Annotated in this window: 16 protein-coding genes; 11 read left to right on the forward strand and 5 right to left on the reverse strand. The window is 72.2% G+C overall.

Features of this window, described 5'->3' with window-relative positions; all coding sequences use genetic code 11:
* The first annotated feature begins 145 nt into the window (after window positions 1–145).
* Genes hisD through hisF form a run of 9 tightly spaced genes read left to right on the forward strand, consistent with a single transcriptional unit; the run spans window position 146 to window position 6,162 of the window.
* The gene (gene hisD, locus ABZ444_RS06515) at window positions 146–1,462 is read left to right on the forward strand and encodes a histidinol dehydrogenase (protein ID WP_357993530.1); all 1,317 of its coding nucleotides are present in this window, start codon (window positions 146–148) and stop codon (window positions 1,460–1,462) included.
* Window positions 1,459–2,559, forward strand: coding sequence for a histidinol-phosphate transaminase (locus ABZ444_RS06520; protein ID WP_357993533.1), 1,101 nt, complete (start codon window positions 1,459–1,461; stop codon window positions 2,557–2,559). Before hisD ends, ABZ444_RS06520 begins: the two co-directional genes overlap by 4 nt.
* A complete protein-coding gene (gene hisB / locus ABZ444_RS06525; RefSeq protein WP_357968121.1) occupies window positions 2,556–3,149 on the forward strand; it encodes an imidazoleglycerol-phosphate dehydratase HisB in 594 nt (197 codons plus the stop codon). Before ABZ444_RS06520 ends, hisB begins: the two co-directional genes overlap by 4 nt.
* Window positions 3,146–3,301 carry a hypothetical protein gene (locus ABZ444_RS06530; protein WP_352326349.1) on the forward strand — a complete coding sequence of 52 codons (156 nt, stop codon included), beginning with the start codon at window positions 3,146–3,148 and terminating at the stop codon, window positions 3,299–3,301. Before hisB ends, ABZ444_RS06530 begins: the two co-directional genes overlap by 4 nt.
* Window positions 3,298–3,933, forward strand: a complete 636-nt coding sequence (gene hisH, locus ABZ444_RS06535; RefSeq protein ID WP_357993535.1) for an imidazole glycerol phosphate synthase subunit HisH — start codon at window positions 3,298–3,300, stop codon at window positions 3,931–3,933. Before ABZ444_RS06530 ends, hisH begins: the two co-directional genes overlap by 4 nt.
* The gene (locus ABZ444_RS06540) at window positions 3,930–4,259 is read left to right on the forward strand and encodes a hypothetical protein (RefSeq protein ID WP_352358374.1); all 330 of its coding nucleotides are present in this window, start codon (window positions 3,930–3,932) and stop codon (window positions 4,257–4,259) included. The genes hisH and ABZ444_RS06540 overlap by 4 nt, the downstream gene beginning before the upstream one ends.
* Entirely contained in the window at window positions 4,260–4,982 is a 723-nt protein-coding gene (gene priA, locus ABZ444_RS06545; RefSeq protein ID WP_357993538.1) for a bifunctional 1-(5-phosphoribosyl)-5-((5-phosphoribosylamino)methylideneamino)imidazole-4-carboxamide isomerase/phosphoribosylanthranilate isomerase PriA, read from the forward strand.
* Between the two features lie 32 nt (window positions 4,983–5,014).
* On the forward strand, window positions 5,015–5,404 hold the full coding sequence (locus ABZ444_RS06550) for a Rid family hydrolase (RefSeq protein WP_352326354.1): 390 nt from the start codon (window positions 5,015–5,017) through the stop codon (window positions 5,402–5,404).
* Complete coding sequence (hisF, locus tag ABZ444_RS06555; RefSeq protein ID WP_357968125.1) at window positions 5,401–6,162, forward strand: imidazole glycerol phosphate synthase subunit HisF; 762 nt, start codon at window positions 5,401–5,403, stop codon at window positions 6,160–6,162. The genes ABZ444_RS06550 and hisF overlap by 4 nt, the downstream gene beginning before the upstream one ends.
* Window positions 6,163–6,274: 112 nt before the next feature.
* Here hisF and ABZ444_RS06560 read toward each other — a convergent pair whose 3' ends face one another.
* From ABZ444_RS06560 to ABZ444_RS06570, 3 genes are all read right to left on the reverse strand, one after another.
* A complete protein-coding gene (locus ABZ444_RS06560) occupies window positions 6,275–7,636 on the reverse strand; it encodes a glutamine synthetase family protein (protein WP_357993541.1) in 1,362 nt (453 codons plus the stop codon).
* Between the two features lie 62 nt (window positions 7,637–7,698).
* Window positions 7,699–7,860 carry a hypothetical protein gene (locus ABZ444_RS06565; RefSeq protein WP_185844438.1) on the reverse strand — a complete coding sequence of 54 codons (162 nt, stop codon included), beginning with the start codon at window positions 7,858–7,860 and terminating at the stop codon, window positions 7,699–7,701.
* Window positions 7,861–8,023: 163 nt separating this feature from the next.
* Window positions 8,024–8,701, reverse strand: a complete 678-nt coding sequence (locus ABZ444_RS06570; protein ID WP_357993544.1) for a TIGR03085 family metal-binding protein — start codon at window positions 8,699–8,701, stop codon at window positions 8,024–8,026.
* A gap of 117 nt (window positions 8,702–8,818) precedes the next feature.
* Between ABZ444_RS06570 and ABZ444_RS06575 the strand changes: the two genes are divergently transcribed.
* Both ABZ444_RS06575 and ABZ444_RS06580 read left to right on the forward strand, forming a co-directional pair.
* Window positions 8,819–10,621 (forward strand): ABC transporter ATP-binding protein, encoded by a 1,803-nt coding sequence (locus ABZ444_RS06575; RefSeq protein ID WP_357993959.1) that lies wholly within the window; start codon window positions 8,819–8,821, stop codon window positions 10,619–10,621.
* Entirely contained in the window at window positions 10,618–12,396 is a 1,779-nt protein-coding gene (locus ABZ444_RS06580) for an ABC transporter ATP-binding protein (protein WP_357993547.1), read from the forward strand. Before ABZ444_RS06575 ends, ABZ444_RS06580 begins: the two co-directional genes overlap by 4 nt.
* Window positions 12,397–12,406: 10 nt before the next feature.
* Here the strand turns inward: ABZ444_RS06580 and ABZ444_RS06585 are convergent, their stop codons facing one another.
* Both ABZ444_RS06585 and ABZ444_RS06590 read right to left on the reverse strand, forming a co-directional pair.
* A complete protein-coding gene (locus tag ABZ444_RS06585; protein WP_352326361.1) occupies window positions 12,407–12,796 on the reverse strand; it encodes an ATP-binding protein in 390 nt (129 codons plus the stop codon).
* On the reverse strand, window positions 12,789–13,625 hold the full coding sequence (locus ABZ444_RS06590; RefSeq protein WP_357993550.1) for an MEDS domain-containing protein: 837 nt from the start codon (window positions 13,623–13,625) through the stop codon (window positions 12,789–12,791). Before ABZ444_RS06590 ends, ABZ444_RS06585 begins: the two co-directional genes overlap by 8 nt.
* Window positions 13,626–13,640: the final 15 nt, after the last annotated feature.

Here is a 13,640-nt window from a genome sequence, read left to right on the forward strand (position 1 = left end):
CCCGGCTTGGCCCGGTCCGGGGCTCTGGCGGCCGCGAGCGCGGCGTCGGCGAACGCCGCGCTCGCGGCCCCCGTAACCCGTCCCACCTGCGTCCCGTATTCTGGACAGAAGCGGATCCGGGGCCCGGACTCCGTAGACTGTCAGGGTGATTTCCCGTATTGACATGCGCGGTTCCCTTCCTGCGGACCTGCGCGACGTGCTGCCACGCGCCGAGCTCGACGTCGAGGCCGCCCTGGAGAAGGTGCGGCCCATCTGCGACGACGTGCGCCATCGCGGGGCGGCAGCCGTACGGGAGCTGACCGCCAGGTTCGACGGTGTCGAGATCGCCTCCGCCCGCGTCCCCGTCGATGTCGTCCGGCGGGCGCTCGACGAGCTCGACCCCCGGGTCAGGGCCGCGCTGGAGGAGTCGATCAGGCGGGCCCGGCTGGTCCACCGCGACCAGCGCCGCTCCGACGTCACCACGCAGGTCGTGCCCGGCGGCACGGTGACCGAGCGCTGGGTGCCGGTCGACCGCGTGGGCCTCTACGTGCCCGGCGGCCGTGCCGTCTATCCCTCCAGCGTGGTCATGAACGTCGTCCCGGCCCAGGAGGCGGGCGTCGCCTCGCTGGCCGTCACCAGCCCGGCCCAGAAGGAGTTCGGCGGGCTGCCCCACCCCACCATCCTGGCCGCGTGCGCGCTGCTCGGCGTCGACGAGGTCTACTCCGTGGGCGGGGCGCAGGCCGTGGCCATGTTCGCCTACGGCACCGAGGAGTGCCCGCCCGCGACCATGGTGACCGGCCCCGGCAACATCTGGGTCGCCGCCGCCAAGCGCCTGCTCAAGGGCCGCATCGGCATCGACTCCGAGGCCGGCCCCACCGAGATCGCCATCCTGGCCGACGAGACCGCCGACCCGGTGCACGTCGCCGCCGACCTGATCAGCCAGGCCGAGCACGACACGATCGCCGCCGCCGTCCTGGTCACCACCAGCCTCGAGCTGGCCGAGGCGGTCGAGAAGGAGCTGCCGGGCCAGGTCTCGGCCACCCGCCACTCCGAGCGCATCACCGAGGCGCTGGGTGGCCGCCAGTCGGGCATCGTGCTGGTCTCCTCGATCGACGACGGCATCAAGGTCGTCGACGCGTACGCGGCCGAGCACCTGGAGATCCACACCGCCGGCGCGGCCGAGGTCGCGGCCCGCGTCCGCAACGCCGGGGCGATCTTCGTCGGCCCCTACGCGCCGGTCTCGCTCGGCGACTACCTCGCCGGGTCCAACCACGTGCTGCCCACGGGCGGCTGCGCCTGCCACTCCAGCGGCCTGTCGGTGCAGTCGTTCCTGCGCGGCATCCACGTCGTCGACTACACCCGCGACGCGCTGGCCCGCGCGGCGGCCCACGTGTCGGTGCTGGCCGACGCCGAAGACCTGCCGGCGCACGGCGCCGCGATCCGCGCCCGCTTCGACTGGCGAGTCCCCACGGAGTCAGAGTGAACCCCACCGACGTGACGCCCACCGACGTGACGCTCGACGACCTGCCGATCCGCGACGACCTGAAGGGCCGCTCGCCCTACGGCGCGCCGCAGATCGACGTGCCGGTCCGGCTCAACACCAACGAGAACCCCTATCCGCCCTCGCCCGCGCTGGTCGCCGACCTGGCCGAGGCGGTCGCCGCGAACGCGGGCGAGCTCAACCGCTACCCCGACCGCGACGCCACCGGGCTGCGCGCCGACCTGGCCGCCTACCTGGGGCACGGGCTGAGCCCCGAGCAGGTGTGGGCGGCCAACGGCTCCAACGAGGTGCTCCAGCAGATCCTGCAGGCCTTCGGCGGCCACGGGCGCACCGCCATCGGGTTCGAGCCGTCGTACTCGATGCACCCGATCCTCACCACCGGCACCAGCACCGAGTGGATCAGTGCCGTCCGCGAGGACGACTTCTCGCTCGACCCCGGCAAGGCCGTCGCGGCGATCGAGGAGCACCGGCCCGACATCGTCTTCCTGGCCTCGCCCAACAACCCGACCGGCACCGCGCAGCCGCTGTCGACGATCGAGGCCGTGCTGGCCGCCGCGCCGGGCGTGGTGGTGATCGACGAGGCCTACGCCGAGTTCGCCCGCCAGGGCACCCCGTCGGCGCTCACGCTGCTGCCGCGCCACCCGAGGCTGATCGTCACCCGCACGATGTCCAAGGCGTTCGCCATGGCCGGCACCCGCCTCGGCTACCTGGCCGCGCACCCGGCCGTGGTGCAGGCGCTGCTGCTGGTGCGGCTGCCGTACCACCTGTCCACGCTCACCCAGACGGCCGCGCGGGTCGCGCTGCGCCACCGCGCCGAGCTGCTCGGCACGGTCGACGCGCTGCGCGCCGAGCGCGACGCCACGGTCACGTGGCTGCGCGGCAAGGGGCTGTCGGTGGCCGACTCCGACGCCAACTTCGTGCTGTTCGGGCGGTTCCCCGACCGGCGCAGGGTGTGGGAGGGGCTGTTGGCGCGCGGCGTGCTCATCCGCGAGGTGGGCCCGCCAGAATGGCTGCGTGTGTCGATCGGCACCGGCGAGGAGATGGCGGCCTTCCGCGCCGCGATGGAGGAGGTTCTGTGAGTCGCGTAGGGCGCGTGGAGCGGGCAACGAAGGAGACCTCGGTCCTGGTCGAGGTGGGCCTCGACGGCACCGGCCTGGTCGACGTCTCGACCGGGGTGGGCTTCTTCGACCACATGCTGGCCCAGCTCGGCAAGCACGGTCTGTTCGACCTGACCGTCAAGACCGAGGGCGACCTGCACATCGACGCCCACCACACGATCGAGGACACCGCGCTGGCGCTGGGCGCGGCCTTCCGCCAGGCGCTGGGCGACAAGTCCGGCATCCGGCGGTTCGGCAGCGCGTCGTGCCCGCTGGACGAGTCGCTGGCCCAGGTCACGGTCGACCTGTCCGGGCGGCCGTACCTCGTGCACACCGAGCCCGAGGGCATGGCCCCGATGATCGGCCCCGACTACGACACGACGATGACCCGGCACATCCTGGAGTCGCTGGTGGCCCAGGCGGCCATCTGCCTGCACGTGCACGTGCCGTACGGGCGCAACGCCCATCACATCGTCGAGGCCCAGTTCAAGGCGCTGGCCAGGGCGATGCGCGAGGCGTCCGAGCTCGACCCGCGCGCCTCGGGCGTGCCGAGCACCAAGGGCGTGCTATGACCGACAACCTCATCGCGGGCGTGATGGTGTTCCTCGGGCTGTTCCTCGCCGGAGGCGTGTTCTCGCTGGCCAAGCAGGGTCTCAAGGTGGGCGCGGCGTGCTGCGCGCTCGGCGCCGCGATGGCGATCACGGCGGGGGTGTTGTGGTGGTGAGCAAGAACATCGTGGTCCTCGACTACGGCTCGGGCAACCTGCGCTCGGCCGAGCGGGCCCTGGCCAGGGTGGGCGCGGACGTCACCGTGACCGCCGACTTCGACACGGCCCTCGAAGCCGACGGGCTGGTCGTGCCGGGCGTCGGCGCGTTCGCGGCCTGCATGGCCGGGCTCAAGGGCGTCCACGGCGACCGGGTCATCGGCCGCCGCCTGGCCGGCGGTCGTCCGGTGCTGGGCATCTGCGTCGGCATGCAGATCCTGTTCGCCCGGGGCGTCGAGCACGGCGTCGAGACCGAGGGCTGCGGCGAGTGGCCGGGCACGGTCGAGCGGCTGGAGGCGCCCGTGCTGCCGCACATGGGGTGGAACACGGTCAAGGCGCCCGCTGACAGCGTGCTGTTCGCCGGGCTCGACGCCGCCACCCGTTTCTACTTCGTGCACTCCTACGGCGTGCGCGAGTGGGAGCTGCATCCTGCCGACCCCGGTTTCGCCGCGCCCGTGGTGACCTGGGCCGAGCACGGCGTGCCGTTCGTGGCCGCCGCCGAGAACGGCCCGCTCATGGCCACCCAGTTCCACCCGGAGAAGTCCGGCGACGCCGGAGCCGCCCTGCTGAGGAACTGGCTAGAGACGGTATGAGCAAGGAGCGGGCGCGCCGGCGGGCCGAGCGGGAGGCCGAGCGGGCGCGCGCGATCCGGCGCAACGAGGAGCGGCAGGCGCGCCGGGCGCGGCGCCGCGCCCTGACCGCCCGCCTGATCCCGCGCCCGGTCAGGTTCGCCCGGCAGGGCGGCCTGATCGCCCGCCGCCATCGCGCCCAGAACGTCGCGGTGGCGCTCGGCTTCCTGATCGTGCAGGCGATCGTGTGGCTGGTCTGGGGCTCGCCGGCGGTGAGCCTCGCCGTGTTCGTCTTCTCCCTGCTGCTCGCACCTGTTGTCGTGACCCTCGCTTTCGACCGGAGGACCTGAATGTCGCTCGTATTGCTTCCCGCCGTGGACGTGGCCGATGGCCAGGCCGTACGCCTCGTCCAGGGTGAGGCCGGGACCGAGACCGGCTTCGGCGAGCCGCTCGCCGCGGCGCTGGCCTGGCAGGAGGCGGGCGCCGAGTGGATCCATCTGGTCGACCTCGACGCCGCGTTCGGCAGGGGCTCCAACAAGGAGCTGATCAGCGAGGTGATCGGCAAGCTCGACGTCAAGGTGGAGCTGTCCGGCGGCATCCGCGACGACGAGTCGCTGGCCGCCGCCCTGGCCACCGGCTGCCGCCGGGTCAACATCGGCACCGCCGCCCTGGAGAACCCCGACTGGTGCCGGAAGATCATCGCCGAGCACGGCGACCGGATCGCGGTGGGCCTCGACGTGCGCGGCACCACGCTGGCCGCCCGCGGCTGGACGCAGGAGGGCGGCGACCTGTGGGAGGTGCTCGCCCGCCTGGAGGCCGACGGCTGCCCCCGCTACGTCGTCACCGACGTGACCAAGGACGGCATGCTGCAGGGGCCCAACCTCGACCTCTACCGGCGGATCTGCGCACACACCGACAAGCCCGTGATCGCCAGTGGCGGCGTGTCCAGTCTTGACGACCTGGTGGCACTGGCTTCTCTCGTCCCGGACGGAGTGGAGGGAGCCATCGTGGGCAGGGCCCTGTACGCTCACGCGTTCACTCTGGAGGACGCGCTGGCCGCGGTACGCGTTTAGCTTCGCCGGGAGGGGGCGGAATGAGCGTCAGCATGGAAAGCACCGGTCCGAGGGTGTTTTCGGGCGGCATCTGGGAGGAGAAGTACGGCTACGCCCGCGCCGTGGTCGTGGGCGAGCGCGTGATCGTCTCCGGGTGCACGGCCACGATCGACGGCGAGGTACGCCACGTCGGCGACGCCTACCGGCAGAGCCTGACCGCCATCGACATCGCGCTCGACGCCGTCGAGGTCGGCGGCCTGACCCGCGAGGACGTCGTCATGGTCCGCTACTACGTGGTGGAGCAGCGCCACTTCGACCTCGTCGGCCGGGCCATCTACGAAGTCTTCGGGCACGTGCGGCCCGCCTGCACAGGAGTGAGGGTCGCCGGGCTGGTCGACCCTCGAATGCTGGTCGAGATCGAAATCGAGGCACTGCGAGCATGACCGTAGCGGTAAGAGTGATCCCCTGTCTCGACGTCGACGCCGGGCGTGTGGTCAAGGGCGTCAACTTCGAGAACATGCGCGACGCGGGAGATCCGGTCGAGCTGGCCAGGCGCTACGACGAGGAGGGCGCCGACGAGCTGACCTTCCTCGACATCACCGCCTCGTCGGGCGAGCGGGAGACCATGCTCGACGTGGTGCGCAGGACCGCCGAGCAGGTGTTCATCCCGCTCACCGTGGGCGGCGGCGTGCGCGTGGTCGACGACATCAACCGGCTGCTGCGGGCCGGGGCCGACAAGGTGTCCCTGAACACCGCGGCCATCGCCAGGCCCGAGCTGCTGACCGAGGCGTCGCGGCGGTTCGGCGCGCAGTGCGTGGTGCTGTCGGTCGACGCCCGCCGGGCGCCGGGCATGCCCAGCGGGTTCGAGGTGACCACCCACGGCGGCCGGCGCGGCACCGGCATCGACGCGGTGGAGTGGTCGGCGCGCGGCGAGGAGCTGGGCGTCGGCGAGATCCTGCTCAACTCCATGGACGGCGACGGCACCCTCGACGGCTACGACCTGGAGCTGCTGCACGCGGTGCGCGCGGCGGTGCGGGTGCCGGTGATCGCCAGCGGCGGGGCCGGCCGGCTGGAGGACTTCCCGCCGGCGATCGAGGCCGGGGCCGACGCCGTGCTGGCCGCCAGCGTGTTCCACTTCGGCACGCTGAAGATCGGCGACGTCAAGGAGACGCTGCGGATGGCGGGCCACCCGGTCCGCTGAGGCCACCCGGTCCGTTGAGGCCGCCCGGTCCGTTGAGGTCGCCCGGTCCGTTGAGGTCGCCCGGTCCGTTGAGGCCGCCCGCCGGCCCCGCCCGCGCGGGGCCGGCGGCCGGTCAGAACACCCGCATGTGGTGGAAGAGCTCGTAGGAGGCGTCCTTGGCGGCGAACGCGGCCGCCTCAGAACGTTTGACCGCCAGGTACGCGCTGCGCCGCAACGGTCCGAGCGCCTCCATGAGCACCTCGTCGGCCTCCAGCGCGTCGAGCGCCTCCGCCAGGGAGCCGGGCAGGCGGGGATAGCGGTCCGGCATGGTGTCGGGATCGACGTCCACGGCCTCGCCCGGGTCGAGCTTGCGGCGGATGCCGTCGAGCCCGGCGTGGATGACCGCGCCGAGCGACAGGTACGGGTTGGCCGAGGAGTCCGACGGCTTCAGCTCCAGGTTCGGCTCGCCGCTCTCGCCCAGCGGCGAGCACACGCGGACGGCCGCCTCCCGGTTGTCGGGGCCGTAGACCGCGTAGGCGCTGGACCACATGCGGGGTGAGAGCCGGCGGAAGCCGTTGACGCTGCCACAGGTCAGGGCGGTAAGGCCGGGCAGGTGGGCGATCAGGCCGCCGATGAAGTGCGCGCGGTCCTCGCCGTCCTCGGCGAACAGGTTCTGGGTGTCGCGCCACAGCGACAGGTGCAGGTGGGCGCCGTTGCCGGCCTGGTCGGCCAGGGGCTTGGGGGCCAGTGAGGCCCACATCGACATGCGCATCGCCACGCCGCGCACGGTCTCCCGGTAGAGCACGTGGTTGTCGGCGGCGCGCAGCGCGGGCGCGTGGTGCACCGACACCTCCTGCTGACCGGGGCCGAGCTCGGGATGGTAGTGCTCGACGCGCAGGCCCTGGGTCTCCAGCGCCCGCACGAGCTTGATCGTGTAGTCGTGCGCGGTGTCGAAGCCCGTGCCGGCATAGCAGAGAGAGTCGTCGAGCGGCACCAGCCGGTCGGGGCCGCCGGCAGGGTCGGGCAGGCGGCGGCCGAGCGTGAACTCGGGCTCGAAGGCCGCCTCGATCCGGTAGCCGTCGCCGGCCAGCTCCGCCACGGCGTCCTTGAGGAACGTCCGCGCGCAGGCTTCCCACGGTGAGCCGTCGGGCCGGCGCAGGTCCGACAACATCGCGGCGGCGCCCGGTGCATGGGGCAACGGGACGAACGTGGCCGGGTCGGGGACAATGCGAACCTCGCCCACCGGACCCAGGTGCTCGACCTCCTGAAGCTGGTCGAGCATGTTCATCGCCATCATGGCCACCGTGTGCCCGATGCCCGAGTTGAGCCGTTCGGCCAACCGGGACCGGGACGCCGCCTTGCCACGGACCACGCCACCGTGGTCGGCGTACAGGAAACGGATCAGCTCGATGCCCTCAAGCTCTGCTCGTTCGAGGACGCGCCGGGCCTGCGGATCGAGCTGATTGATCTTGGTGCCGCTGGGGCGATCTCTCATCCTGCCTGCGTAACACGATCTGTCAGCGCGTGGAAGCACCTAGCGCGGACAGAACGCGAACATCAGGTCAGAACATTCGTAAAGAAGACCGCCAATTGGTTGGCTCCTTGGACAATTCCGTCAAACACGCCGTTGACCGCGGCCGCCGCCTGGGCCGGCCGGGTGAACAGGTAGAAGACCACGAACGCCACCAGAACGTACGTAGCCACCTTCTTGACCTGCATGGGGGGCCTCCTGCAGTCCATTCCCAGCCGTATATACCCGGATCTGGGCGATCACGGTCATCTTCTGTGAAGATGTCCAAGATCCTAACCGGGGGGCTTCTTTCCTGTGCCATCGTACGGGCTGGAGGTTTAAGACGAGGGGTTTCTGGGCCGAGGGTTTCGGTCAGAATCCGAGCCGGGCTTCGGTTGCCCGGCTCACCGCCGCGTCGTCGCCGGTCAGCTCCACCCGGGCGTGCTCCTGCCGGCCGAAGCAGAACAGCAGCAGCTCCTGGGCCGTGCCGGTGACCTGAACCTTGGCGCCCTCCCGCGCCCCGCCGAGCGCCACCCCGCCGAGCGCCACCCCGCCGAGCGCCACCCCGCCGGGTGCCGCCCCGCCGCCGCCGGTGCGGCGCAGCACCAGGCGCACCGGCGAGCGGCGCAGCATGAGCCGGGCGCCCGCCGACACCCGCTTCCAGATGAGCTCGTCGAGGTCGGCCGGCAGCTCGCGCGGCTCCCACCCGGGCTGGGCGCGGCGCACGTCCTCGTGGTGGACGTAGAACTCCAGCGTGTTGACCGCCTTGTCCAGGAAGGGCAGCAGCCCGTAGACGCCGCCCGGCCGGCGCACGATGCCGACCAGCTCGGGGTAGGGGTGCCTGGCCTTCAGGCCGTTCTGCACCGAGGCGGTGTAGCCCGCCAGCGCGCTGATCCCGATGCCGCCCATGGCGTCCGGCCGGCGCTCGCGCAGAACGAGGTGGGCGGCCAGGTCGTAGGTGGTCCACCCCTCGCACAACGTGGGCGCGTCGGGGCCGAGCCGGTCGAACAGGTCGCAGAGTGCGGCGCGTTCGCCACGAGCGTGAGTCACCCGGCCAAGCCTACCTGTGGGAATAAGGAGACGATCGGACGTGATAGGGACATAGATAGAAATATCGACGTTTGAAGGGAAAAATATCGAGTGGCGAGCAAGGTCACCTCGGCCGTCATGCGTCAAGGGCTGCGTGTCCTTGGGGTGGCCATTCGCACGGAGAGAGCCGTGTTCGCGATGGCCGCGCTGGCCAGCGCGGTCTACGGCGGCATGACCGTCGCCTCGGCCTGGGCACTGGGCTGGGCGACGCAGAACGTGGTACTGCCCGCCTTCGACCAGGGCCGGACCTCCACCGGCGCCCTGTGGACCGGCGCGCTGCTGATCATCGGCACCGCGCTGCTCAAGGCGATCGGCGTGGCGGGGCGGCGCATCCTGGCCGGCGTCGTGCAGTACCGCATGCAGGCCAGGTCACGCAGGGACGTGACCAAGCAGTACCTGCGGTTGCCGCTGTCCTGGCACCACCGGCACCCGACCGGGCAACTGCTGTCCAACGCCAGCGCCGACGCCGAGGCCGCCTGGGCGCCGCTCGCGCCGCTGCCGATGGCCGTCGGCGTGCTGGTCATGCTGTTTACCGCGGCCGTCGCCATGTTGTTCACCGACCTCGTGCTCGCGCTGGTGGGCTTCCTGATCTTCCCGGCCATCGCCGTGCTGAACCTGGTCTACCAGCGCCGGCTCAGCCCCCTGGCCACCCGCGCCCAGCAACTGCGCGCCGAGGTCAGCGAGATCGCGCACGAGAGCTTCGACGGCGCGCTGGTCATCAAGACCCTCGGCCGCGAGGAGCTGGAGACCGACCGGTTCCGCCGCCGCGCCCACGAGCTGCGCGACGCCAACATCGCCGTCGGCCGGGTGCGCGGGCTGTTCGACCCCATGCTGGAGGCGCTGCCCACGATCGGCGTGCTCGCCGTCCTCGCGGTCGGCGCGCTGCGCCTGTCCACCGGCTCGATCGACTCCGGCGACCTGGTGCAGGTCGCCTACCTGTTCACGCTGCTGGCCTTCCCGATCAGGGCGCTGGGCTGGGTGCTGGCCGAGCTGCCGCGCAGCGTCGTCGGCTGGCAGCGGGTGCAGGCCGTGCTCGACGCCGAGGGCTCCATGGACTACGGCGACACGCCCGTGGCCTCCTCCGGGCCCGCCGAGCTGAAGGTCGCCGGCGTGTCCTACGCCTACGGCCAGGCCGAGGTGCTGCACGACGTCACCTTCGACGTGCCGCCCGGCCGTACCGTGGCCCTGGTGGGGCCGACCGGGTCGGGCAAGTCGACCCTGGTCCAGCTCCTGGTCCGGCTCGTCGACCCCGACTCCGGGCAGGTGCTGCTCGACGGCGTCGACGTGCGCGACCTGCCCTACGGCGCCATCGCCGGCTCCGCCGCGCTGGTGCCGCAGCAGACGTTTCTGTTCGACGACACCGTACGCGGCAACGTCGCGCTCGGCCTGGACGCCGGCGACGAGGACGTGTGGGCGGCGCTGCGCCTGGCCCAGGCCGACGGCTTCGTCGGCCGCCTGGGCGACGGGCTCGACACCCGCGTCGGCGAGCGCGGCGCGTCGCTGTCCGGCGGCCAGCGCCAGCGCGTCGCGCTGGCCCGCGCGGTGGTCCGCCGCCCGCGCCTGCTCATCCTCGACGACGCCACCTCCAGCGTGGACCCCCAGGTCGAGGCCAAGATCCTGCACGGGCTGCGCGACAGCGCGGAGGCCTCCACCGTCGTGGTCGTCGCCTACCGGATGGCCACCATCGCCCTGGCCGACGAGGTGGTCTACCTCGACCACGGCCGGGTCGTGGACCGCGGGACCCACGAGGAGCTGCTCGCGCGCTGCCCCGGATACCGCAACCTGGTGACCGCCTACGAACGCGAGGAGGCCGAACGGGCCGCCATCGACCTGTCGCTGGCCCAGGACGCGGAAGAGGAAGAGGAAGAGGTCAGCGCATGAGCGAGGCGCTCCAGGGCAACGTCGAGCGGTCGGCGCTGGCCACCATCTGGCACGGCCTGTCGCTCACCCCCGAGTTCCGCAAGGGGCTGGCCGGCACGCTCGCACTGGCCGTCGTGGCGACCATCGGCAAGATCATCGTGCCGATCGCGGTGCAGCAGACGATCGACACCGGCATCAAGGGCGGCACGCCGGACCTGCCGTACATCACCCGGGCCGTCCTGGTGTGCGCCGCCGCCGTGCTGCTGACCGCGCTGGCCGGCTACATCATGAACGTGCGCCTGTACAAGGCCACCGAGTCGTCGCTGGCCACCCTGCGCGTGCGCGGGTTCCGGCACGTGCACGACCTGTCGGTGCTCACCCAGAACAGCGAGCGGCGCGGCGCGCTGGTCTCGCGGGTCACCAACGACATCGACCAGATCAGCACGTTCATGCAGTGGGGCGGGCTGATGATCATCGTGGCGTTCGGCCAGCTCTTCGTGGCCAGCGTGCTCATGCTGGTCTACTCCTGGCAGCTCACGCTGCTGGTGTGGGTGTGCTTCGTGCCGCTGATGATCGCGCTGCCGCGTTTCCAGCGGCTGTTGTCGCGGGCGTACACGACCGTGCGCGAGCGGACCGGCGACATGCTCGCCGCGGTCAGCGAGTCCGTCGTCGGCGCCGCCGTCATCAGGGCCTACGCCTCCGAACGGCGTACCGCGGACCGCATCGACAAGGCGGTGGACGGCAACAGGACCGCGCAGATCAAGGCGCAGACCATCGTCGGCTTCGTCTTCCCGCTGACCGAGATCGTCGCCGCGCTGGCCATCGCCGGGATCGTGCTGCTCGGGGTCAGGCTCGGCGTGTCCGGCGACATCACCGCGGGCAAGCTGGTGGCCTTCCTCTTCCTGGTCACGCTGTTCGTCTCGCCGCTGCAGACCGCCACCGAGGTGCTGAACGAGGCCCAGAACGCGGTGGCCGGGTACCGCCGCATCCTGGGCGTCCTGGACACCCCGCCGGACGTCGCCGACCCCGGCGAGAAGGGCGCGCAGCTGCCCAGAGGCCCGATCTCGGTGGCCTTCGAGAACGTGCACTTCTCCTACCCGGGCGGCCCGCCCGTGCTGCGCGAGGTCTCGCTGGAGATCCCGCCGCGCTCGCGCGTCGCCGTCGTCGGCGAGACCGGGTCGGGCAAGACCACGTTCGCCAAGCTGCTGACCCGGCTCATGGACCCGGTCGGCGGCCGCGTCACGGTGGACGGCCACGACCTGCGCGACGTGCGCTTCTCCTCCCTGCGCGAACGCATCGTCATGGTCCCCCAGGACGGCTTCCTGTTCGACGGCACCCTGGAGGACAACGTCCGGTACGGCAGGCCGCCGGCGACCCGCGAGGAGATCCAGCTCGCGATGACCGAGCTGGGCCTGGCCGACTGGGTCGAGGGCCTGCCCGCGGGCCTGGACACGCCTGTCGGCCAGCGCGGGGAGTCGCTGTCGGCGGGCGAGCGCCAGCTCGTCGCCCTGGCCCGCGCCTACCTCGCCGACCCCGACCTGCTGCTGCTGGACGAGGCCACCTCGGCCGTCGACCCGGCCACCGAGGTGCGCCTGGCCCGCGCGCTGGAGGGCGTCACCAGGGGGCGCACGGCCGTCTCGATCGCCCACCGGCTCTCGACGGCGGAGAACGCCGACGAGGTGCTGGTGTTCGACGCCGGCCGCCTCGTGCAGCGCGGCCCGCACGCCGAGCTGGTCACCCAGCCGGGTGTCTACGCCGACCTGCACGCCTCCTGGGTCTCGGCGGCGCACTCGTAGGAGTGCGTTCCTAGTCGAGGGCGGCGGCGAACGTCACGCTCGTGCCCGCGGGGCCGGACACGATCGTGATGTGGTCGCACAACATCCGGGTCAGCCACAGCCCCCGCCCGCGGAACTCCAGCCCGGCGGGCGGGCGTGCCTCGCCCATCCAGCCGGGCGGCAGCCCCGGGCCCTGGTCGGTGACCTCGCACCACAGCCGTCCCTCGCCCGACCACAACCGCAGCCGGCCCTGGCCGCCGCCGTGCAGGACCGCGTTGGTGGTGACCTCGTTGACCGCCAGCACGAAGTCCTCCAGCCGCCGGCCGCTCAGCCCCTCGTAGGCGGCCTGCTCGGCCACGGCCCTGCGCAGGAACGTGATGCGCCCGCGCGCGAAGGTCGCCCGGAGCACCTGCCTACCCATCGCCCACCCGGCGGACGACGACGTGCGAGTCGGCCCTGACCAGCCGGAGCACCCGGGCCACCCGCTCGGCGCAGACGACCACGGTCGAGCCGTACGGCCTGGCCGCGGCCGTGACGGTCAGCAGCCGGGCCGAGCCGGCGTCGATGAAGTCGAGGTGGGAGGCGTCGATCACGACCTGCCCCGGCTCCTTCTCCAGCGGCGACAGCACCGAGCCGAACGCCGGCCTGTTGGTGAGGTCGACGTCGCCCCACACCCGCAGCCCCGGCGGCGAGGAGGTGTTGGCGAAGCGCAGCAGGGCCTGCTCGGGCGCGATGGGGTGCACCGCGGTGGCCCGCTCGATGATGTCGAGGGGGAACAGCTCGCGGTCGTACTGGCACACCGCGGCCAGCCAGCGCTCGCCGAACAGCTCGTTGGCGGCGGCCTCGAACGCCGCCTGGGCCTGCGCGTCACGCGCTCCCCAGGAGGCGTCGATCAGGGCGTAGACGCCGTGCTGGCCGTGCCTGCGCGCCCGGTGGTGGGCGTCGGCCAGGCCGTGCAGCAGGCGGTCGGGGTCGAGGCGGCCGTCGGTGAAGTGCGTGTCGGCGCAGGACAGGATCTCCACCTGCCCGGCCGCCTCGGCGTCGTCGAACCCCGGGACGAGCGGCGCCAGCCAGCCCCGGGTGCGCTCCGGGGTCTCCGCATGGGTGATGATCACCACCTTGGTCCGGCGGCGCAGCCCGTTGAGTGTGAACTGCCTGGTCGTCGTCATGCGCTCCCGCTCGCCCTCGAACGGCAGGCAGACGTGGTCCCCCAGATCCGGGTCGAGGACCGAGCCCGCGACGTGCACCACGATGTGTCCTCCCTA

The organism is Nonomuraea sp. NPDC005730, from assembly GCF_040630865.1.
Taxonomy (GTDB): domain Bacteria; phylum Actinomycetota; class Actinomycetes; order Streptosporangiales; family Streptosporangiaceae; genus Nonomuraea.